The following is a 20,347-nucleotide window of genomic DNA, read 5'->3' as shown; positions in this document are numbered from 1 at the left end:
TGACGCTGCCCGGCCGGGTGAGCTGCGGACGGCGGCACCTCTGGAACCCGACGACGAGGATGTGGAAGGCGGTCGCCTGATTGCCTCAGCCGACGACGCTCTTGACGCGCTCATCGCTGCCGAGACCAGCACAGGGGCAGTGCGACGACGGTGGGTGAACGAAAGCGTCGCTCAGGATGAGTGCCGGGACTTCGTACGCGCGGGGCGCCCGCCCGACGCTTCACCCCAAGCGCACCCTTGGCCTGCACCGCAAACCGGCCGCTGAAGGCCAGCATCACCTATGGCGGCCGGAGCCCCCTTCGAAGAGCGCCAACACCCCGGTCGTATCTCCACTCACCTCGACCGCCACAAAAGCAATCACTCGCTTTCGGCGTTGCAAGCCTGCCCGTAGCCGCAGAGCTGGTGGAGGTCACCGGCCGTTCGGCCTGGCCGCACCGTGCCAACGCGGGGAATCAAACACGGCCGCCGGACGCTTTGACCTCGAGTGAAGAAGATAGGTTTCCTCTCGTTCGGCCACTGGTCGCCGAGCGCGCACTCCCAGACCCGGTCCGCAGCCGACTTCCTGCACCAGTCCATCGACCTGGCGGTCGCTGCGGAGGAGCTCGGCGTGGACGGCGCGTACTTCCGAGTGCACCACTTCGCGCAGCAGGCCGCCAGCCCGTTCCCGCTGCTCTCGGCCATCGGCGCACGGACCTCGAAGATCGAGATCGGCACCGGCGTGATCGACATGCGCTATGAGAACCCGCTGTACATGGCCGAGGACGCCGGCGCTGCCGACCTCATCTCCGGCGGCCGGCTGCAACTCGGCATCAGCCGCGGATCACCGGAACAGGTGATCGACGGCTGGCGTCACTTCGGGTACACCCCCGCGGAGGGCGAGACCGGCACGGACATGGCCCGCCGACACACCGAGACCTTCCTCAAGGTGCTCGAGGGCGAGGGCTTCGCGAAGCCGAACCCGCGGCCGATGTTCCCCAACCCGCCGGGACTGCTGCGCATCGAACCGCACTCCGAGGGACTGCGCGAGCGGATCTGGTGGGGCTCCGGCTCGAACGCGACCGCCGTCTGGGCCGCGAAGCTGGGCACGAACCTGCAGAGTTCCACACTGAAGGACGACGAGACGGGCGAACCCTTGCACGTCCAGCAGCGCAAGCAGATCGAGGCGTACCGCGCGGCGTACAAGGAGGCAGGCCACACGCGAGAACCGCGTGTGTCGGTCAGCCGCAGCGTCTTTGCCCTGACCAACGACCTGGACCGGGCCTACTTCGGCCACGACCGCAACTCGCGGGACCAGCTCGGCATGATCGACGACACGACCAGGGCGATCTTCGGACGCTCGTACGCCGCCGAACCGGACGTACTGGTGAAGCAACTCCAAGAAGACGAGGCCATCCAAGCCGCGGACACCCTGTTGCTGACCATCCCGAACCAGCTCGGTGTCGACTACAACGCCCATGCACTGGAGAGCATCCTCACCCACGTAGCACCGGAGCTCGGCTGGCGCTGAGTGTTCTGCCACCCAGCTGTGGACAACGGCGTTATTCGGCTCTGGCGACGATCACGTGACGCGGTCAAGGTGTCAGCAGTATTCGTAGTCTGAGAAGGTCGAAGTTCGCTCGCCCGTAGCACTGGCGTTTGAGGGCCTTGATGCGTGTCACGGCGCCCTCAACTGCGCCTGAGTTGTGTTCCAGGGTCAGTCCGTTGATGACGGCATTCAGGTCTCAGCGTAGGCCGGTGGCGAGCGTGTGCAGTGCCGGGAGGTCGTCGGCGTCCACGGTGTCCAGCCAGGCCGGAAGAGCGGCGCCACGGCGCTGCTTCATGATGGTTGCGAACGTGCGGATGTGGCTGTGCAGGCGTTCGAGATGCTCGCAGCTGGATACTACGGTTTTCAGCCCGAGCGCGTCGTCCTCGTCGAGATGGTCGGGATGGGTGAGCATCCAGCGGCTGACCAGGCGTGGTTTGGGGATCGCCGGGGTGGTCTGTGCGGACTTTCCGGGGCCGCGTTTGCGTCCGTCGCCGTGCGGACGTAACGGCCGTAGGTAGCGGCGGACGATCTGAACGCTGCCGGTGAAACCCAGGACGCGGAGTTCGGCGGTAATGTCCTGGGCGTTGGTCACTCCGGCGTTCCAGCACTGGTTGACCACGTCACGCCACGGATCCAGCTGACTCGCCCGGTGCTCGGCCTTGGCCAGCAGTTCCTCGACGGTGGTGGCGTCGGCGAAGCGGCGCACGGTCTGGATGTCGAGGTTCAACTCGCGGCCGACCGCAGCCCTGGACAAACCGCGGGCCAGGTTCCTCCACGTCGGCGTAGCGTTGTCGGGTTCGGGCGGCCAGCGGATAGTCACGGCTCGGCGGACCAGTGATCTCCGGCGAAGGCGCGTGCTCCTCAGGTTGGACTTCGGCCTCGGCGCGAACTGCCTGCCGTAGGCAGCCGTGGTGTGCCACGACCGTCTTCTGCGCTGCTTCGCAGAGGTTCTTCCACAGATGAAAACGGTCCGCGACCTGTAGAGCGTCCGGTGCACCGGCCCGGACGCCCTCGGCGTAGGCGCCGCCGCGGTCTCGGCACACGATCTTGACGCCGGGATGTCTTGTCAGCCAATCGGCCAGCGTCTGAACCTCGCGGTCCGGCAAGACGTCGATCGGCCGGTGCGTTTCCATGTCGATCAGGATGGTGTTGTAGGTGTGCCGGCGCCGGATCGCAAAGTCGTCGACGCCGAGCACGGTCACCGCCGGAACCTTGGGCGCAGGCTGTTGACGGATCAGTCTAATGAGCAGGTCACGCCCCCAGGGCATACCCAGTTGAGTGGCGAGCCGGGAGCCGGCACGGCCTGCCAGCGACAGCGCTATCGACACCAAAGCCTTGGTCAGCGTCGGCGTCCGCCGGGCGAACAGCACGGTGAGTTCCGGGATCTGCTCACTGAACGTCGTCTGGGAGCACGCATCGTTGACGCATTTGAAGCGGCGCACCGTCACTACAAGCTTCGCCCCGCGTCCGGCAACCGGCGAGTCCGCCAGCGAACGACGGTAGCGACCGTGGACTCGCGAGGACTTCGCTCCGCAGCCGGAACACCCCGCGACCGACGCGGAAGACCGCACGGACAACGTCACTGACACCCCGTCGGACTCCATCCCATCGACGACAACAGCGTTCAGATGCGGAAACAGATCCTCAACACACCGCGATAAGCACGCCGGTCATCCTCTCCGATCACACAAGGCCCGGTGCGCCACGGCGCCTCGACCTGGGCACTTCACGTGATCGTCGCCAGAGCCGAATTACATGACCGCTGACAAATTACGGCACCCGCAAGACACCGGCGATCAAGTCCTGGCTGGCCAAACACCCGCGGTTCGAGCTGCACTTCACCCCGACCGGCTCCTCCTGGATCAACCAGGTCGAGCGGTGGTTCGGCTACCTGGACCACCAGATGATCCGCCGAGGCGCACACAAGAACATCCAGGCCCTCGAAGCCGACATCCGGGCATGGGTCAAGGACTGGAACGAAGACCCCAAGCCGTTCATCTGGACCAAGACAGCCGAAGAGATCCTCGACTCCCTCGCCCGCTTCTGCCGACGGATCTCTGGCTCAGGACACTAGCTGGAAGGGGTTTCCCTTCTCCCTCGCGATACGGTGCTGCCATGTCTCGATCAGTCGAAACCGGATCAGTCTTGTCTCCCGTCACCGCGAACGACGTCGACCTTGCCGTGCGGCTCGCCGTGGGCATCCTTCGTGACGCACCCCCGGAGGGGTGGGCCGGTAAGGCCGGTTCGCTGGAGTGGGACTGCTGGGAGACCGTCGAGCACCTCGCCGATGACCTGTTCTACTACGCCGTGCAGCTGGGGCCGCAGAGCCCGCCGCTGGACACCCCTGTGCCTTTCGCGTTGAGCCAGAAGAGGCCGGACGGACCCGCGAACTTCCTCTTCGCGGACCGTGATGCGGGTCCGGCCGGCCTGGTGCAGGTGCTGGAGGCGTGCGGCGCGCTGCTGGTCGCCATGGTGCGCACGACGCCGCCCCGGGTCCGCGCCCACCACGGCGCCGGGGTGTCGGACCCCGAAGGCTTCGCGGCGATGGGGGTGGTAGAGACACTGGTACACATGCACGATGTGACGGAAGGCTTCGGGCTTGCCTGGACCCCGCCCTCCGCTCTCTGCTCGCGGGTGCTCGCCCGTCTGTTTCCAGAGGCTCCGGGCGGCGCGGATCCCTGGCTCACCCTGTTGTGGGCCACCGGCCGCGCCGAACTGCCGGGGCACCCTCGTCTCACCACGTGGCGCTGGGACAGCACACCGCGGTCATAGGAGCGGATCGGCTTCAGCCGCCGGCAGGCTGATGATCGTGCCCTTACCGAGGCGAGAGCGCACCGGGCCACCCGTCCCAACCCTGACAACGAGCGGCAGCGGTGGACGCTGGATCCGTTCGTGAGCGTGGGCCCGCTGAGTTTCGGCATGAACCCCGACGAGGTATCGCAGGCTCTGATGGCCGTCTCGGCCGTCGGGCGCTTGGGGCTGGTCGGGCATCAGCTGACCATGCGGGTCACGGACTGCGAAGCGTCCGCGCCGGCCACGACATCCTGGGGCGGCGGTCATCCCGACCTCGATTGCAGGGGGTTCGTAGATCCAGCGCAGACCTCTGACGGCGGGAAGCACTGGATCACGGCGACCGGTTTCCCCTCCAAGCCCGTCTTCGGCGCGCCCCTGGAAGTGGCCAAGGAACCGTGGGGGTCTTGGGTGCCGGTGGATCAGGGCGGCTGGAACCGGCTGGGCCGCGCGCTCTCCCCGCTGATCCCGCTCGCCTTCGCGGGCTTGTTCGCCAAGGTGGCCCTGGCCGCTTACCGCGGCTGGAGGAAGTCAAGGCGGTTGCCCGCGGGTGCCTCGGCGTAGAAGGGGCTGCGCGCCCGAAGTTGGCGCAGGGCTCATCGGGCAGGGGCGACGTCCGGCGACGTACTCGGTCGCCTGGGGAGCCCCAGTTCGTCGGTTGCCCTCAGCAGGCGGCAGGTGCGACGGCGGCCTCAGGCCTCCTTCGGCGGTGGCTCGCGCTCACGCGGTGGATCGGCGGGCACGGCGCCGTGTCGTCCCCGCCCCCGCGGGGGCATATCGGAGGTACCCCATCTTGCCCGCCGAACTCACCGCGTAGCCTCAAGACGAGATCACCGAGTGGCCGTCGATACACCATTCGAGCGGACGTGCCCCGAGGGCAGCATCGCCTGCCCGGCCCTCGCGCGCGGCCCCGCCGTCGCGCGTGAGAAGACAGAACGGCGCCCGATCCCCTCGCCCGCCGCCCAAGCTCCCGCCCCACCTCCCTTTCCTTTCCTCCTGGTGTTCGTGGCGGTCGTGGGTGGCGTAGAGGGGATGTCAGGGGAAGTGGAATCGCCCGACCATGCGGGCCACCTGGAGCGACAACACGCACCGGACTCCGGACACCGCAACATTTGTGGCAACACTCAACACAACGGATGCCGCACCCCCGACCACGGCGGCGCGACACGGTCTTCGAGCGTCCGGACGAGGGGAGCCCTGCGCCACCACCACGTTCGCGATTGGCGCCTCTGCCGCGACAGAGGCCGAGCTTCGCGTGCTGGCGTGGATCCACCACCGCTACGAGGACGACCTTCGCCAGGCGGCCGCAGCTGCAGAGAGCCAGGCCGGGCGGCGGAGGGGCCAGCAGGGCCGTTCCGCCGTGGACCCGCCTCTAGAAGGGTTCGGCGGCGCGCAGGAGACCCTGCGGAAGGTAGGGGGATTCGACGCGGATGTCCCAGCCGCGGCGGCGAGCGTGGCAGGCCAGGGCGAGGACGTCGAGGTTGACGGAAGCATCCGGATCGTCGGCGCGGTCGGCGACCTGGTAGTAGTCGCGGTGGGCTTCGAGCGCGTCGGCCAGGGCCAGGTTGAAGCTCTCCTCATCGCCTTCCACGAGCTGCGACAGCAGCACGGCCGGCGGCATGGCGAAGCCCCAGTCCTTGGCCCTCTCTGCCTGCTGCAAGGCCCGCTGCGCGGCCGGTTCGGGATCGGTGCCTTTCAGGTAGGCGTGGAGGGCTTCGCGGTACGCGGTGAAGGCGGAGCCGTCCGGGCGGGCGAAGGCAGGGCCGGTGAGGACCAGTGGGGCGAGGTCTTCGCGTGCGCCGGTGATGAGGGCGAAGGCAGTGGCCGTCTGCCAGTTGCCGGCTCCGGCTTCCTCGTCCCGCTGGGCCGGGTAGCGCAGTTTGCGGCCGTCGATGGTCACCTCAACCTCGGTGCCCGGCTCCGCCAGTGCGATGCGGAAAAGGGCCGCCCCTATCTGGGAGGCCAGCCGAAGGTTCGCGAGCTGGGCGTCCGTGACGCCGCCGGGGTTCCCCGCGCGCCACTTGAAGAGGCGCTCCTGGTCGCTCATGACGCTGCCGAGCTGCCAGACAGCGAGGGGTTTGCCGTCGACGGGGGTGAACGCCTCCCGAGCGTGTTCCTCGTAGATGGCCTCGATCTGCGGGCCCACCGTCCAGTTGAGGGCCGGCCGCTCCACCACCAGTGGGCCTGCGGCGAGCGCGGCCACCGCGTCCGGCCGCCGGTTCCGGCCGAACCCCGCGACCCGCGGGCCTCGGCTCTCGAAGCCGGTGATCAGTGCGTGCGGGAGGTAGTCGGTGTGGACGGCAGGCGCCCAGCCCAGGGTCCGGTACGCGAGCGCGGCGAGGGCCATGGGGACAAGCGGGAGAAGGGTGCTCGGGGAGGCTGCGGGGCCGTACAGGGTGGTGTGCCTGACCAGGAGGTCGGCCAGCGCGGCATCGAAGGCCTCCCGGTCCTCGGCGGCCAGGGCGCGCAGCGTGTGCAGCGCTACGCTGTCCGGCCGGTCCAGGAGGAGCTCGCCCGTCTCCCGGGCGCGGGTACGGATGCGGTCCAGGGCCGCGTCAATGGCGGCGAGCTTGGCCTGCGCGCTCGGCGGGTACTCCTCGTCGTCACCGGTGTCGTCCAGGACCACGGCCATCAATCCTGTGGCGAGCTCGCCGGTGGGCGTTCCCTGCGCCTGCGCGGCGAACTTCTCCCGGGCGAAGTGGAAGGCCTCGCCGTGCCAGTTGGCTTTGTCCCTGAGGACCGACAGGCAGAGCGCGTCGATCCACTCCCCGGGCGTGACGCTCTCCTCGGGGGCATCCTCACCCGGGTCGTAGCTCATGCCGAAGTTCACGTACTCCAGGAAGACTTGGAAGCTGCAGTGCGGGTGGTACGCCGCGTAGGCGACGGCGCCGGCCGCGGCCTCGGAGGCGTCCTTGAGGGCGGCCTTGGCCTCCGAGGTGTCGAGGTCAGGTGTCTCGACGGAGAGGGCGCCCAGGTAGTCGAGGAACTCGTCGGCGATCGACTGCCACTCGTAGGTGGCCATCCGGCCGGCCCGCGACATGGACCGCACCTGACCCCCGATGCGGTTCGTGAAGTCCTCGCGTGCTGCCGACACGACGGACCCGCCCACCTGGTGACGCTCTATTCGCACTGCCCTGCTCCTTGATCGAATCTCTGCGGACAGCCTAGGCGCGGGATCTGACAGGCCAGCTGCTGCCGGGTACGGGGCTCTAGCCGGGCCGCGCCGAGAGATTCGTGGCGGGTGGCGGTGCGACTGCCGTGCCGCGCCGGGGGCTCACGGGCCCTAGACGAGTTATTCCGATGTGATCAGTGGTCGTAGGCGATCAGGGATCGCATGACAGGCTGCCGGGTCTTGTGGTTGTGTCAGACCGCTGCGGCCAGCGTGAGGACGTGCTGGGCGACGCGGACGGCAACGCCGTCGAAGGTCCGGCCGCCGTGCTGTTCCAGGTCGAGTTGGCCCTTGTGGGTGTCGTTCACCGACTCGATCAGCTGGCGTACCGACTTCAACAGGGACTCGCCTGTGCGGGGTTTCTCCCGCTTGAACGACGGCCGCAGCCATTCCGCCCCGCGCAAGGCCAGATCGGCCTCGAACTCCTTGGAGGCGAAGCCCTTGTCCGCGATCAGCAGCAGGCCGGGTCGGTCGGTGACCGTTTCCGGCTCGCGGTCCAGCATCGCCGTCAGCACCTCGCGCCCGTCCAGCTTCGGGTTCGCCAGGGCCCATAGGATCGGCATCCCAGCCGGAGTGCATACCAGGTAAAGCCGCAGGCCCCAGAGGAAACGGGAGTGGGAGGCGCAGTATCCGTATCCGGCCCAGCCGGCCAGGTCCGACCGTTTCACCGTCGGCCTCGACATACCGCACGGCACCGGGGTGGAGTCGATGATCCAGTGGTTGTCGGACCAGAAGTCGGTGTCGGTGGCGAGAAGTCGTATCGTCCGCTTGACCAGCGGTAGCGCGGCCCGCAGCCGCTTGTTCCAGCCAGGCTGCTTCGGCACGTACGGGAACATCGAGCCGAGGCGGGAGCGGACGAACCGCAGCCACCTGGACTCCGAGGCAAAGCCCAGCATCACCTGGGCAACAGCGAGGCAGACGAGCTCGGAGTCCGTCAACCGCGGCGGGCGACCCAGCCATCGGGTATCTCCGATTTCATCGTCGATCTTCACGTACAGTGCGGTGAGCAGGGCGTCCAGGTCATTCATCACAGATCGATCTTGGATGCCCTGTCCGTGTTCCCGGACACACCGTCAGCGTTCGGAACGACTCGCCCGGGCTCTGCCCGGAGGATGTACCTCGGGTTCGAGGGGGGCGGTGCGCGGCTGGCGGCATGAGGGGCCAAAGCAGTGCGCACGGGTGCGATGGCAGGATGACGACATGGTTTCGAATCAGCCGTGGACGGGGTTTCACGGTGACCTGCTGTCAGCGAAGGCATTGGTGTACGACCCGAGCGGTTTCGTCTGCTCGCTGCCGGTGCCCGAACCGGAGAGTGCCGAGTACGCGGCTTGCGCGTTCACGCTCGATGACCGCTCGGTTCGGTTCCGCGTGGCCAAGACCACCCCGGCGAAGGTGGGCCAGTTCGTCACCTTGTGGCAGCGGTCTGAAGAGGGGCCGATCCGGCCCTTCGACGCCGACGACGGAGTGGACCTCTTCGTCATCAGCAGCTGCGACGACGACGGCTTCGGACAGTTCGTGTTCCCGCGCGAGGTGTTGTGCGAGCACAACATCGTCTCCTGTAACGGCTCCGGCGGGAAGCGCGGATTCCGCGTCTACCCGCCGTGGGTGACCACGACCAACCGGCAGGCCCGCAGCACGCAGGCATGGCAGGTGAACTACTTCTTCAACCTCGGTCAGGACGGGCTTGCCGACCTGCCTCTCGCCCACGCCCTCTACCACCCATAGGTGCCCGTTGCGCGACGACGTCCGGCGACCTGGAACAGCACGGCGGCCGGACCTTCGAGGGCGTTGCCGTCCGCTGCGCCCAGCGCGTCCTCGCGCTGGGCGCAGCGGTCTGGCACAACCACAAGACCCGGCAGCCTGTCATGCGATCCCTCATCGCCTACGACCACTGATCACATCGGAATGACTCGTCTAGGGTGGCCGGCCGCCCCGGGCCCTGCCGGAAGCCCAAGCCCGCCGTAGAGCAGACCTCCGTGTAGGCGACGGGGAAGGCGAGCCGCGCGCGTACGACTTTCATGGAGCTACTCCTCGAAGCGGCGAACGTCGATCTGGGCCGCTCCGGCAGCACCGACCTCTCCGGCTCGGGCAGTTCGGGGATGCGCCCCTGGCGACGCCCTCGCACCAGGCGCGGTGGCCAACTGGGGCGACCTGAACTGGGAACGCTCCTACCACGGCCGCCGCGCGTACAGCCAGTCCAAGATCGCGTTCGGCCTGTTCGGACTCGAACTGGACCGGCGCAGCCAGGCCGGAGGCTGGGGGATCACCAGCAACCTCGCCCACCCCGGCATCGCCCCCACCAGTCTCCTGGCCGCGCGCCCCGAGGTGGGCCGGGCAAAGGACACCGCTGGCGTGCGCCTCACCCGCGCTCTGTCCCGCGGCGGCTCCTCGCCGGGACGGTCGAGACCGCGCTGCTTCCGGCCCTGTTGGCCGCCGCCTCGCCGGACGCAAGCGGCGCCCGCCTGTACGGTCCCAGCGGTCTCGGGCACTTGTCGGGCGCGCCCGCCGAACAGGCCGTCTACTCCCGGCTTCGCGGCGAGGACGACGCGAAACGCATCTGGCAGATCTCCGAGAACCTCACCCACACCTCCTTGCCAGCCGACGAGCGTGTCCGCCCCAGCCTGGGATCGACAGGTCCTGGCAACCGTCGACCTCAGTGATCAGAGTGGGCAGCACTTGGAGTCCCTCGAAGGCGACCGCGAAGCCCTCATCGCGCTCGCAGAGCGTCTCGCCGACACGCCCACTCCTGCCGGTCCGACGCCGAAGCAGCTGGGCACCGAACGCGCCTTCATCGCTCTCACCGGCCTGCGGAGGAAACCGCGCGATGGCCCGGAGTGACCGCCACCACGCGCTCGCTGCAGTGAGCGCTCAAAGCACCCTGATGACCGGAAACCCACTGATACGCCTCCTGAACTTCCCTCACCACCCCAACATCACGAAGGCGGGCCATAGCGACGGGTCAATCACCGTTCCGGTTGATCTCGATCCGCCGAAGGGAAGGCACCAGCAACGGCACGAACATCGCCACCGCGGCTATACCGCCGCCGGTAACCGCGACCGCCGCGGTTCCGAAAGCCATGGCGAGGAAGGGCGTGGACAGCTGGCCAATGGGGATGGGCAAGAAAGACCAGAACTCGTCGTGGGCGCCGACCCGGGAGAGCAGCCGTTCCGGGATGTGGGTGTTGTTGACGGTCTCCCACACGACGGTGAAGAACTCGCCGGCCACTCCCGCCACGAATGAGGCCGCTGTCAACCAGATGATGTTCGCGCCAGCGCCGAGCAAGATCAGCGGGACGGCAGCCAGCGACATCGAGGCCAGCGCTGGCCCCATCGGCCGTCGCACGGTCAGCCTCACCATGACCACGCTGGCCAGCAGCGCCCCGACACCGCGCGCGCTCAGCACCAGGCCCCAGCCCTCGGCACCGATCGTGTCGTTGGCGATCACCGGGCCGAGGATCTGCCAGACCCCCATGTTGAGGGCGTTGTTGACGGCGAAGGCCGCCGTCACCGCCCAGATCCACGGCTGGGAGGTGAAGTAGCCCCAGCCCTCCCGCAGCGCGCTGAGCATCGTCGGGTCGTCCGCGCTGCGCGGCGACAGCTCTGGCAGCGACATTCGAGCGAAGCATGCGGCCGCCAGGAGGAAGGACACGGCGTCCGCGACGATCGCCCAGCCGCCGCCCACGGAAGCGGTCAACAGACCGGCCGCCGTCGGACCGAGGATCTTCGTGGTGTTCCTGACGGACGCCAGCCAGGAGCTGGCCCGCTGGATGCCGCGTCCTGCCGCGAGATTCGCGACGATGCCGCGCAGTGCGGGCTTGGTCAGTCCCTGGAAGACGCCGTTGAGGCCGGACAGCGGCAGCAGGAACGCCGGGTGCTGGTGGGTCAAGAGGACGAAGGCGACACCGGCCTGGGTGAGGCCGGCACCCAGGCTGGTAAGGCGAAGGACGGTGTCGCGCCGGTAGCGGTCGGCGATTCCGCCGCCGAGCAGGAGCGCCGCGACCATCGGGACCAGGGCCGCGGTGGTGACCGCGGACAGCCAGGCCGCACTGTCTGTGGCCTCCAGGACGCCAAAAGCCAGAGCCACGGGCGACATCGCACTGCCGGCGAGAGAGATCGACTGCCCACCCAGAAACCACCGGAACGCGGCGGACCGGAGCGGCCGCCCGGACGCGAGGCCGGTACCGGCTACCCGTAACGCCTCATCCGCTTCAAATGGTTCACGATCTCGACTCTCCGGCGCATCTGGTGCAGGCACAAGGGGCCACCTTGTCAGCGCAGGCAGGACGCCTCAAGTGGATTTCACTCAGCGATCGCGCCGCTTCAAGGCGTGGCCACAGCAGTACCGGGCCGATGCCCAACCTGACCCTGATCACCCTTAGTTGAAAGGTCACACCCCTGTCTCAATTCTCAATAACTTGTCGCTACCCGATCTCCATGGGTTCGCTGCCCGCCCACATGGAGCGCATACGCACCCACCCCGGCATCGCCGGTGAGGTGCTGCGGCTGGAGTATCCCAACGCCAAGCCCTACGGCAAGAAGACCCTCCTGGAGATGTTCGACCCCACCAAGGCGCGGGACCGGGCCTGCCTGGAGGCCTTAGAGCGCGAGCTCGGCATGCCGTGGGCGCTGTACCGCGTCCGTCGCCTGTTCCTGCTGTCCGGCGACGGCGGGCACCGCCCGGTCATGCGCTCAACCGAACGCGCGACATCGGCCGCCCCCAGCAACTCGCCCCTCGGCTCGTCAGCGTGTCCCAGCGGCACGGCATCGAGGTCGAGCGCGACCACCTGTACGGGCGGGCCCGTGCCTGGCTTCGCCCCCCGCCGCGCGGCCTGGCCAATGGCGGAGGACCTGTTCACCACCGCTCCCGCCCGCGTGGTCGACAAGCAGGACAGGAACTTCGACACGGAGTGGCGGGCCCGCCTCGCGGGCGCCACCGCGCAGCTGCCCTTCGCCTGACCGCTCAAACGGCTTCGGCATGGGTGCGGCCCACGCCTGGACGAAGGCTCTGTCCGAAGGCTTTCACGGTGCAGTCGACGGCGGCCGCGATCTGGTCTTCGTCGGTGACGTCACAGCCCAGGGCGAGGGCCTGGTGGCCGGCGTCGTTGAGGTTCTTCGTCGCCTCGTTCAACCGCGGCCTCGTTGATGTCGGCGAGGGCGAGGGCGGCGCCGGAGGCGGCGAAGGCGCGGGCGGAGGCCAGGCCCATGCCGGAGCTGGCGCCGGTGACGGGCCTGCCCGGGGCGGCGGCGTCCGGGCCTCGGGATCACTGCATCAAGAAGGGCGGCGGACCGCACTCACCGTGGAGCAACGCCGCTCCCAGGGCCGTGACCGTGTGGATCACAGTGTTGCGGTGACGCCGGCTGTGGATCAGGTTCGCCTCGCGCAGCACCGCTGCCTGGTGGCTGGCTGTTTGGATGGGCACGCGCGCGCGTTCGGAGAGCTGAGTCGTGGTGCACGCCGCCGTCGCGACGACTTCCAGGACGCGCGCCCGCGTCTTCCCCAACAACGCGGCCACGGCCTGCTGCCGGGGCGTGTGCGGTGACGCCGACCAGTCGAGGCTGCGTTCGACCGGATACACCAGGACGGGCGGCAGATCCGTGTCCAGAAACGTCGTGGGCGCGCCCCAGCAGAAGAACGACGGCTGCAGCGTCAGGCCCCGGCCCTCGAGGTGGACGTCATGGTCGGCGGGAAAGGCGAGTTCGAGCACGGGGTAGTGCCAGGTCGCGGACGGATGCAGGGTGGTGAGCACCCCTTCCCACCCGGTCGCGTCGAGGGCGCGGGTCCGCCATTGACGATCACGCTCCACCTGCCGCCGCACCTGCGGCCAGAACGGTTCCAACGCCGCCGCGAAGTACGCGGTGACCGCGTCGGACACCGCCGACACCGCCCCCGGATCGCCCTCCGCCAGACCACGCGTCCAGGCGGGCAGCGGGCGTCCGGGGTGGCGGTCGTGCAGTTCCTCTAGGTCGTTGCGTAATCGCGTACGCGGCGTCCGCCGCAGGGCCTCCATGCCCACCGCCAGCGACGGGCCCGCGCCCGTCGGGGTCAGGAAGTCGACGGCGTAACCGGTCGGGGGAGCGAGAGCGGCCAGCAGATGCGCCGAAGGCGCCAGGCGCGTCGCGACCGTCCGCCGCCAGTCACCGAAGTACAGCGCCCCGTTCCGATGCCGCAGCCGGTACGAGCTGAGCAGCACCTCCCACAGCGGGTCGGGCGCCGGGACCATCCGGATGCGCGCCAGATCGTCGCTGGTGAAGTGGATCCGAAGCATGGCAGGCGCCTTCCCGCATCCGTCTTCCCACCTCTCTGGGAAGATGTTGCCGGGGGTTCCCGGCCCGGGACAGTCTTCTTTCGGCACTTGTCAGGCCACGTCCGCAACGGACACACAAGTGTCTCAAAGGGGGTAACAGCATGCGTATGAACAAGAAGTTCGCGGCCATCGCCGGCGGCATCGTGCTGACCGGCGGCCTGCTGGCCGGAAGCGCGAGTGCAGCCAGTGCGGCACAGAACTCTCCGTCGGCGGCGTCGGACTGTCCGTCGGGCTACTACTGCGTCTGGTCCGGGGAGAACTACACCGGTCACCGGCAGCAGGTCGCAGGGAACAACTCGGACCTGACCATCTACTCGGTCTTCCAGAACTTCAAGTCGTGGTACAACCACGGCGCTTCCTGCGACTTTCGGTGGTACTCGGGGAAGAACTACAGCGGAGACACCGGAGTCGACACGAGGGGATCCAAGGGGTCCCAAAGCGCGGCCATGTACATCAAGTCCAACAAGTGGGTCAACTGCTGACCAGCGCCCCGCCGAGTACAAGAGGGCGGCGCCCCACCAGGGGCGTCGCCCGCGCGGTACGGCCGCAACGCGGAAGGCGATGGCGAGACGCTGCTGGTCGGCGGCGGCACCGCGCCGGTGGCCACCCGCCGGCGCGCCGTGTGACACCGCCTGCACCCCGCCGAACTGCACGCCCGACTTGCTGAGGGCGCATCGCTCGCTCTGAACAGCGTCGACGAACTCCACCCGCCCCTCGCCCGGCTCGCCGAAGTGATCGAGCGTGACCTGCGCACCAGGGTGCAGGCGAACCTGTACGCCTCATGGACTGGGGTCCGTCTTCAAAGATCATCGAATGGTGGATCACGATGGGGTGATACGCCGCCATGAACTCACCGATCAGGAGTGGGAGTTACTCGCTCCACTCATACTGCGGGCCGCGACAGGCCGACCGCGCGTGGACGATCGGCAGGTCATCAACGGGATGGTCTACAAGATCGTTCGTCGCGTTCTCCCGGTCGATCGTGGGCTGGTCCGCCGCCGCCAGCAAGCGGGCCAAGCTCGTCCTCGATGCCCTCGACATGGCCTTGTGGCGCCGCGACCGCGCTGGAACTCCCGCTGGACCAGGGTTGGTTCATCATTCGGAGGCGGGCAGTCGATCTGGGATTCCATGAGCGCGTTGTCCAGGGCGTCGCCGACGGTGACGATCGAGGCATCGACACCGGTGTCGAGGAGGTGCGCGGTGAACGCGAAAGAGGTGTATTGCGGCCTCTACAAGACGGAGTTGATCAAGCCTCGCAAGCCCTGGCATAGCCTAGCCGACGTCGAACTCGCCACTGCGGAATGGGTCGACTGGTTCAACAACCAGCGCCTCCACACAGCGATCGGAGACATCCCGCCCCACGAGCACGAGACCAACTACTACGCTCACGTGCCGGGCCAGATATGCAAACCGACGCGCGACACCGGCTGCACCGCCGCGGACTTCCGCCACGACGCCGAGCAAGGACACCGTCGATGAAGCCCCTCGAAGCGACGTCAGCTCCTTCCGCGACCGCCCCGGTGGCGGCCCCGCACTTGCCGCTGGGCGAACTCGCACGCGGTAACTGGACGGAGTTCGCCCGGCGGCACGGCGCCCCAGTCTTGTCTGGGGCGCCGTCTGTGTCACCGACAGTCGATGTGCTTTAGCCACAACTGGGTTGGTGGTGTCATGCGGGGCGGGTGGGCGAGGACAGCAGTCCGTCGCCGGGCCAGAGGTCCTGCTCGGCCACGATGCAGGCGAAGAACTTATCGACCTCGGCCAGGACGGCGGCGCGTTCCGCCGGCCCGTATGCGATGAACTGGTCGGCCGCCGCGTCGTAGGTGCGCAGGTGGCTGTGCGGTCCGGTGCAGATGAGGGCCCGCGGGATCTCGGACAGGCCGAGGCTGAGGGCGTCGCACTCCCCGTCGCGGACGAGCCGCAGCAGGTCGGTGGTGACGCTCTCCCAGTCGCCGACCGTCGGCCAGTCGGCGCCGCCACCCAGTTCGTGAGTGAGGGTGGCCAGCGGGACGATCTCGCCCGGATGGCGTCCTTGGGTGAGGCGTTCGTGGATCTGGGCCCCGTCGGGCTGCCGTACCCGGGGGTGAAGCAGAGAGGCAGCAGCCACCAGGGTGGTGTTGATCTCCTGGGCGCCGGGGCCGGGGTAATACGGCTCGTGCGCGAAGAGCAGGTAGACGTCCGCAGTACGGCCGGCGTGATCGGGCTGAGTCTGGGGCATGGGGTGGAATCCCTTCAGTGGTGACGTGCCGGGTGTGCGTCGGGATGCTGGCTGTGCCATCTGTTCGAAGCCGGGCGGGTACGGGCCCAACGGCCGCTCGTGCCAGCCGGACTGGTCCGCGTCGGCTGGCCCGTCCTCCGTGTGGGTGCGCTGGGCGACCTGATCGGCGAGCTGGACCATCAGCCGCTCGCGGGCGATGAGGTCGGCCGAGGCCGAGCGGGTGTCCTGGGTCTGGAGCAGGCCGGCGGCGTCCCACAGCAGGTGCTGGCCGATCTCGGCCGCGCGGCGCAGCTTGTAGCGGTCGCTGCCGGCGGCGGCCTGGACGAGGGATGTGTGCAGGGCGGCGAGGCGCTGCAGGTATTGGCAGGCGCCGTCGCCTTCGACGCTGCGGACGTGTTCGCGGGCCCGGGCGTCCAGCTTGCGCGGCAGGTGCTCGGCGAGTATTGGAGCGAGCACCATTCCCGGCAGCGCGGCCTCGACGGGAACGCCGTGGCCCATCGCGAACAGGCCTGCGAGCAGGCTGATGAGGGCAACGGCAGCGGCGCAGAGTCGCAGGGACCCGGGGATGGTGGGGGCCAGGGCGAGGCGCTGGGCGGGGTGCCTGGTCAGCCAGCGCAGGGCCAGGCGTTGCGTACGGCTCGCGGTGGGGGTGAGAACCCCGATCTGATGGGGTTGATCGGGCGGGGTGCCGTCACCGGGAACGGTCCAGGCGAGCCAGCCCCACCGGGTGCGTTCGTAGACGAGGACGGGTTCGCACTCGGCCGTGCAGGTGTGGTCGCGGACGTGGCCGGTCCGCAGTGCGCGTGAGCGTTCTGCCTCCCACCGGTCCGGGTCGAGGGTGAAGGGGCGCCGGTGCTGGCCGGCTGCGGTCGGCGGTGGTGTGCGGAGCGTGTCCGTCACGGGCTGCTTCCTTCCAGTGGGTCGGTCAGGCGGAGGCGCACGTCCTGCAGCGGCCGTTGCCGTCGGGGTGGGCCCGCCGGGGCGTCGGGCCCGGGCAGGTGCGGCACAGCGGCCAGCCGAGGCAGGCCGGGCAGAGGTCTTCACCGGGGGCGGTTGCGGGCACCCCGCAGCCGGCGCATTCGACGAGGGCCCGGTAGGTCAGGGCCTCGGGCACGGTGCGGGCGGCGACCCCTGTCGATGACCGCCCTGTTGTCGCCAACGCGTACGGCTCGTCCCACGGAGGCGCATCGTGGTGGTCCGCTGCGGTGGCGGGCGGCGGGTAGGCCTGGGCGGCACGGAGCCGGGCAGCGATGATCGCGCCGACCGAGGTGCGCACCGGGTTGGGCAGGGGCCGGTCGGTGATGACGTGGCGCAGCTGCTCGCTGCTCCAGCCGGACTCCAGCATCACAGTGGCCACGCGGCCCTGATCGGTCAGCACCTTGCCGGTCAGCAGGAGTTCCGGACGGCTCGCTCCGATCTCGAGCAGCAGCCGGATCCCCGGATGCATCTCGTCCGCCGGGAGCGCAGCCGACGGGGACGCTGGTGCGTCGGGCTGGTCCGTCCCTTCGGGTGTGCGCGCGATGTCACTGCGGTCGCACGGAGGGACGGTGCTGGTCTTCTGCTTGTTGGTCTTCTTTCTGTTGGTGTTCTTAGTGGGGCGATTAACCGACGTCGGGTTATCCACCGGTGGAAAACCCGACATCGGTTGCGACCTGCTGTTTTGCAGGCTGGGCAGATCGGTGATGAAGTACGCGGCCGCGCGGAGGGTGCCGTCGGGGTGGCGCTCGCGTTCCCGGAGCAGGAAGCCGTGCTTCTCCAGCTCCTTGAGGCCGCTCTTCACGGCCGCCTCGCCGTCGCGGCTGCGGCGCGCCGGGTCCGTGACGCTCATCCGCCAGCCGTCCCGGTGCGTGCTGATGAGCCCGAAGATTCCCTTCGCTTTGAAGGAGAGCCGTGCGTCGCGGAACAGGCTGTTGGCGATCTGGGTGAACTGGTCCGCCGCCATCACCCCACGGCGGATCCCCGCCCCGAAGCCGGGCGGCGCCTCACCCGCCGGCGCGGAGGCGAACGCCGAACCAGCCGCCGCGGCAAGGTCGGCGTCGACGGGCGCGGGACGGTCCGTGATCGAGTAGACGATCTCGCCGAGCGTCCCGTCGTCGTGCCTCAGCTGTTCGCGGATGAGGTAGCCGTGCCGCTGCAGTTCGCTCAGGCCGCCGCGTACGGCGTCGCGTCCGTCGGGTCCGGCGCGCACGAGGTCGGCGACCGTCACATGCCAGCCGGCGCGGTGGGTGCTGATGTAGCCGAAGATTCCCTTCGCCTTGAAGGAGATCTTGGGGTCGCGGAACAGGCCGTTGGCGATCTGGGTGAACTGGTCCGCCGCCATCACCCCACGGCGGATCCCCGCCCCGAAGCGGCTCATCGTGCTTCCTCGCGCGCCATGTGCGCACGGCCGCCGATGCCCTGGAGCGGACGTGCGGGAGCGAGGTGGCCGGGGCCGCTGTTTGAGGTGCCGTGAGCGAGATCCATTCCGTCAGCTCACCCGGCGCCCCCGACCAGGCTGACGGCCACAGCCCCCGACCACCGGTCACGATCCGGCAACATGCGCACTGGGCTGGCGTGGTCGGGCTCATGGTCGGGCCGACCACGGCCCTTTCCCGGTGCCAGCCGAAGGATGCGCAGTCTCGGTTGCGCAGCGGCGGCGTCGCTCATTGCGCAGGCGGCTGCGCAACGGTTCCGGGTCCTGCGCATTCGGCATGTGCAGCCGACTGCGCACAGCGGACAGGCGCCGTCGACGTTGGTCTGCGCACCCGGCCAAGACGTGCGCAACCGGGCCTTCCACGGCCTCCTTCCTGGAGCCGGCGCGGGCCCGGTCCTTCGGCCGCTTCTCCCTCTGTGTCCCCTGGGCCAGTTCCCCGTCCCCACCGTCTTCACGGCGATGTTCGGTTCAGGCGTGCCCGGTCGCCGTCTGGGGCCATGGTCGGGGCTGTGGTCGGGCCGACCATGACCCCGACCACGGGCTTTGTGTCCCCATCGTGACCGTGGTCGGGGGCTCATGGTCGGTGGTCGGGTCGGGGTCGGCGGGTTGTCTCAAGGTCAGCAAGTACACGTTCTGACCTGGGAGTTTGACTATGTCCCCTGGCAAGCAGGCCTCGGAGAGCGACGCGGCTCCCCCGATGGCCGCAGGCGCCCGGCTGGAGAAGATGAGGCGGCGCGTCCGCCTGTCGCGCCTGGCCCTGTTCACCGCGATCGCGGCCGGCCCCGTCGCCCTGGGCATCGCGGTGATGTCCGGCCCGACCACCGTCGCGGCCGCCCCCTCGGACAAGCCGACCGCCGTGCGCACCGCGGCCGCCGCGGTCGACCCTGCGGGCTATGCGCAGGTGTTCGTCGACGCGTGGTTGCGCAGCAGCGCCGGCGACGCGAACAGTGCGCAGGCGCGGCTTGCGCAGTCCCTCGCGCCGGATGTCGATCTGCCGGACCCGGTCGCCAGTGCGCAGCCGGACCCGGCAGCGGTGGCCGCCGTGCGCAGTGCGCAGCGCGAGGACGGCGAGTGGGCGGTGACCGTGGCTGCGCAGTACGCCGACGGACGGCTGCGCTACTTCGTCGTCCCCGTGATCACCGACGCGAGCGGCGCCTCGTTCACGGTGACCGGCGCCCCCGGGGCGGTGGCCGGCCCGGCGCGCGCCGCGGTGGGCAAGTCGCCGTACGGCGTGAGCGTGCCGTCCGACGGCGATCTGTCCTTGGCAGTCGGCGAGTTCTTCGGCGCGTACCTGGCGGGGGCCGGGGAGGTGGACCGCTACCTCGCACCTGGGGTGAAGCTGTCGCCCATCTCCCCCGCCCCGTACACGGCGGTCGCGGTGCAGCGGGTGTCCGCCGTCGAGGAGGCCGCGGCCGCCGGGAAGGTACCGGCCGACGGCACGGCGGTGCGTGTCCTCGTCCAGGTGGAAGCCCGGGACTCCGGCGGTCGCTGGCCGCTGGGGTACGAGCTCACGCTCAAGGCCCGCTCGGGCCGGTGGGAAGTCGCGGCGCTGGAGTCCGGAACCGCCCAGGACGGGGGTGCCCGGTGAACACGGTGCACAGCCTGATGCTCGCCGGGCAGCTCAACGACCTCGGCAACTCGTGGATCAACATGTTCAAGGAGTGGGCGACCAAGGGCCTGCAGGCCGGTCTGGTCTGCCTCGTGGTCGTCATCATGATCCAGAAGTTCAGCCTCAAGGCCGGGATCGGCGCGCTGCTCCTGATGGTGATCGCGCTGGGCCTGTACAACGCGCGCAACGACCTGGCGAACATGTTCACCGACGAGGTGAAGAACCCGGCCAAGGGCGCACCCGCCATCCCCGGCATCGTGCACAGTACCGATCCCCTCGTGCGTGACCACTCCGCCGGCGCGGGAGGCTGGCTGTGAACGC

General features: G+C 69.2%; 20 protein-coding genes and 3 pseudogenes. 12 read left to right on the top strand and 11 right to left on the bottom strand.

The genetic code is table 11. From position 1 onward, the window contains the following. The first annotated feature begins 484 nt into the window (after positions 1 to 484). Entirely contained in the window at positions 485 to 1,507 is a 1,023-nt protein-coding gene (locus ACFVWD_RS31800) for an LLM class flavin-dependent oxidoreductase (protein ID WP_389601055.1), read from the top strand. A 64-nt stretch (positions 1,508 to 1,571) separates the two neighbouring features. Here ACFVWD_RS31800 and ACFVWD_RS31795 read toward each other — a convergent pair whose 3' ends face one another. The 3 genes from ACFVWD_RS31795 to ACFVWD_RS31785 are packed head-to-tail and all read right to left on the bottom strand — an operon-like array spanning position 1,572 to position 3,129. Beyond that, a complete protein-coding gene (locus tag ACFVWD_RS31795; RefSeq protein ID WP_389601123.1) occupies positions 1,572 to 1,697 on the bottom strand; it encodes a transposase in 126 nt (41 codons plus the stop codon). A gap of 24 nt (positions 1,698 to 1,721) precedes the next feature. Next, entirely contained in the window at positions 1,722 to 2,231 is a 510-nt protein-coding gene (locus ACFVWD_RS31790) for a hypothetical protein (protein ID WP_389601054.1), read from the bottom strand. Further along, positions 2,146 to 3,129, bottom strand: coding sequence for an ISL3 family transposase (locus tag ACFVWD_RS31785; RefSeq protein ID WP_389601052.1), 984 nt, complete (start codon positions 3,127 to 3,129; stop codon positions 2,146 to 2,148). The genes ACFVWD_RS31790 and ACFVWD_RS31785 overlap by 86 nt, the downstream gene beginning before the upstream one ends. A 158-nt stretch (positions 3,130 to 3,287) precedes the next feature. Between ACFVWD_RS31785 and ACFVWD_RS31780 the strand changes: the two are divergent. The 3 genes and pseudogenes from ACFVWD_RS31780 to ACFVWD_RS31770 all read left to right on the top strand — a co-directional run. Continuing rightward, a pseudogene (locus tag ACFVWD_RS31780) lies at positions 3,288 to 3,599 on the top strand (transposase); the annotation flags it as partial. A 41-nt stretch (positions 3,600 to 3,640) separates the two neighbouring features. Continuing rightward, positions 3,641 to 4,297, top strand: coding sequence for a hypothetical protein (locus ACFVWD_RS31775; protein WP_389601050.1), 657 nt, complete (start codon positions 3,641 to 3,643; stop codon positions 4,295 to 4,297). Between the two features lie 120 nt (positions 4,298 to 4,417). Further along, a complete protein-coding gene (locus tag ACFVWD_RS31770; RefSeq protein WP_389601048.1) occupies positions 4,418 to 4,879 on the top strand; it encodes a hypothetical protein in 462 nt (153 codons plus the stop codon). Between the two features lie 808 nt (positions 4,880 to 5,687). Here the strand turns inward: ACFVWD_RS31770 and ACFVWD_RS31765 are convergent. Both ACFVWD_RS31765 and ACFVWD_RS31760 read right to left on the bottom strand, forming a co-directional pair. Next, positions 5,688 to 7,424, bottom strand: coding sequence for an immunity 49 family protein (locus tag ACFVWD_RS31765; RefSeq protein ID WP_389601121.1), 1,737 nt, complete (start codon positions 7,422 to 7,424; stop codon positions 5,688 to 5,690). Positions 7,425 to 7,678: 254 nt separating this feature from the next. Then, complete coding sequence (locus ACFVWD_RS31760) at positions 7,679 to 8,515, bottom strand: IS982 family transposase (RefSeq protein WP_389601046.1); 837 nt, start codon at positions 8,513 to 8,515, stop codon at positions 7,679 to 7,681. A gap of 169 nt (positions 8,516 to 8,684) precedes the next feature. On the opposite strand from ACFVWD_RS31760, the gene ACFVWD_RS31755 reads away from it, so the two are divergent. After that, on the top strand, positions 8,685 to 9,209 hold the full coding sequence (locus ACFVWD_RS31755) for a MepB family protein (protein WP_389601044.1): 525 nt from the start codon (positions 8,685 to 8,687) through the stop codon (positions 9,207 to 9,209). Here the strand turns inward: ACFVWD_RS31755 and ACFVWD_RS31750 are convergent. Further along, positions 9,197 to 9,331 carry a hypothetical protein gene (locus ACFVWD_RS31750; RefSeq protein ID WP_389601042.1) on the bottom strand — a complete coding sequence of 45 codons (135 nt, stop codon included), beginning with the start codon at positions 9,329 to 9,331 and terminating at the stop codon, positions 9,197 to 9,199. The genes ACFVWD_RS31755 and ACFVWD_RS31750 overlap by 13 nt on opposite strands. Before the next feature lie 292 nt (positions 9,332 to 9,623). Here ACFVWD_RS31750 and ACFVWD_RS31745 point away from each other — a divergent pair. Beyond that, a pseudogene (locus ACFVWD_RS31745) lies at positions 9,624 to 10,144 on the top strand (hypothetical protein); the annotation flags it as partial. Positions 10,145 to 10,160: 16 nt separating this feature from the next. After that, the gene (locus tag ACFVWD_RS31740; RefSeq protein WP_389601040.1) at positions 10,161 to 10,322 is read left to right on the top strand and encodes a hypothetical protein; all 162 of its coding nucleotides are present in this window, start codon (positions 10,161 to 10,163) and stop codon (positions 10,320 to 10,322) included. Between the two features lie 121 nt (positions 10,323 to 10,443). Here ACFVWD_RS31740 and ACFVWD_RS31735 read toward each other — a convergent pair whose 3' ends face one another. Beyond that, the gene (locus ACFVWD_RS31735; protein WP_389601039.1) at positions 10,444 to 11,739 is read right to left on the bottom strand and encodes an MFS transporter; all 1,296 of its coding nucleotides are present in this window, start codon (positions 11,737 to 11,739) and stop codon (positions 10,444 to 10,446) included. A gap of 179 nt (positions 11,740 to 11,918) precedes the next feature. On the opposite strand from ACFVWD_RS31735, the gene ACFVWD_RS31730 reads away from it, so the two are divergent. After that, on the top strand, positions 11,919 to 12,440 hold the full coding sequence (locus tag ACFVWD_RS31730) for a hypothetical protein (protein WP_389601038.1): 522 nt from the start codon (positions 11,919 to 11,921) through the stop codon (positions 12,438 to 12,440). A gap of 49 nt (positions 12,441 to 12,489) precedes the next feature. Here the strand turns inward: ACFVWD_RS31730 and ACFVWD_RS31725 are convergent. Then, positions 12,490 to 12,688, bottom strand: a pseudogene (locus tag ACFVWD_RS31725) (SDR family oxidoreductase); the annotation flags it as partial. A 57-nt stretch (positions 12,689 to 12,745) separates the two neighbouring features. Beyond that, complete coding sequence (locus ACFVWD_RS31720) at positions 12,746 to 13,750, bottom strand: ArsR/SmtB family transcription factor (protein ID WP_389601036.1); 1,005 nt, start codon at positions 13,748 to 13,750, stop codon at positions 12,746 to 12,748. A gap of 140 nt (positions 13,751 to 13,890) precedes the next feature. Between ACFVWD_RS31720 and ACFVWD_RS31715 the strand changes: the two genes are divergently transcribed. Next, a complete protein-coding gene (locus tag ACFVWD_RS31715) occupies positions 13,891 to 14,271 on the top strand; it encodes a peptidase inhibitor family I36 protein (protein ID WP_389601034.1) in 381 nt (126 codons plus the stop codon). Positions 14,272 to 14,971: 700 nt separating this feature from the next. Then, positions 14,972 to 15,268, top strand: a complete 297-nt coding sequence (locus ACFVWD_RS31710) for an integrase core domain-containing protein (protein WP_389601119.1) — start codon at positions 14,972 to 14,974, stop codon at positions 15,266 to 15,268. Positions 15,269 to 15,455: 187 nt separating this feature from the next. Here the strand turns inward: ACFVWD_RS31710 and ACFVWD_RS31705 are convergent, their stop codons facing one another. Next, positions 15,456 to 16,904 carry a hypothetical protein gene (locus ACFVWD_RS31705; protein WP_389601033.1) on the bottom strand — a complete coding sequence of 483 codons (1,449 nt, stop codon included), beginning with the start codon at positions 16,902 to 16,904 and terminating at the stop codon, positions 15,456 to 15,458. A gap of 25 nt (positions 16,905 to 16,929) precedes the next feature. Beyond that, the gene (locus tag ACFVWD_RS31700) at positions 16,930 to 18,360 is read right to left on the bottom strand and encodes a hypothetical protein (protein WP_389601031.1); all 1,431 of its coding nucleotides are present in this window, start codon (positions 18,358 to 18,360) and stop codon (positions 16,930 to 16,932) included. A gap of 709 nt (positions 18,361 to 19,069) precedes the next feature. Here ACFVWD_RS31700 and ACFVWD_RS31695 point away from each other — a divergent pair. Then, positions 19,070 to 20,005: a conjugal transfer protein gene (locus tag ACFVWD_RS31695; RefSeq protein WP_389601030.1), complete on the top strand. Its 936-nt coding sequence runs from the start codon at positions 19,070 to 19,072 to the stop codon at positions 20,003 to 20,005. Continuing rightward, positions 20,002 to 20,343, top strand: a complete 342-nt coding sequence (locus ACFVWD_RS31690; RefSeq protein WP_351831264.1) for a hypothetical protein — start codon at positions 20,002 to 20,004, stop codon at positions 20,341 to 20,343. The genes ACFVWD_RS31695 and ACFVWD_RS31690 overlap by 4 nt, the downstream gene beginning before the upstream one ends. Positions 20,344 to 20,347 lie beyond the last annotated feature (4 nt).

Source organism: Streptomyces sp. NPDC058086 (genome assembly GCF_042885015.1).
GTDB lineage: Bacteria > Actinomycetota > Actinomycetes > Streptomycetales > Streptomycetaceae > Streptomyces.
Note: the sequence above shows the minus strand (reverse complement) of the source record. Positions and strands in the feature narration are given on the sequence as shown.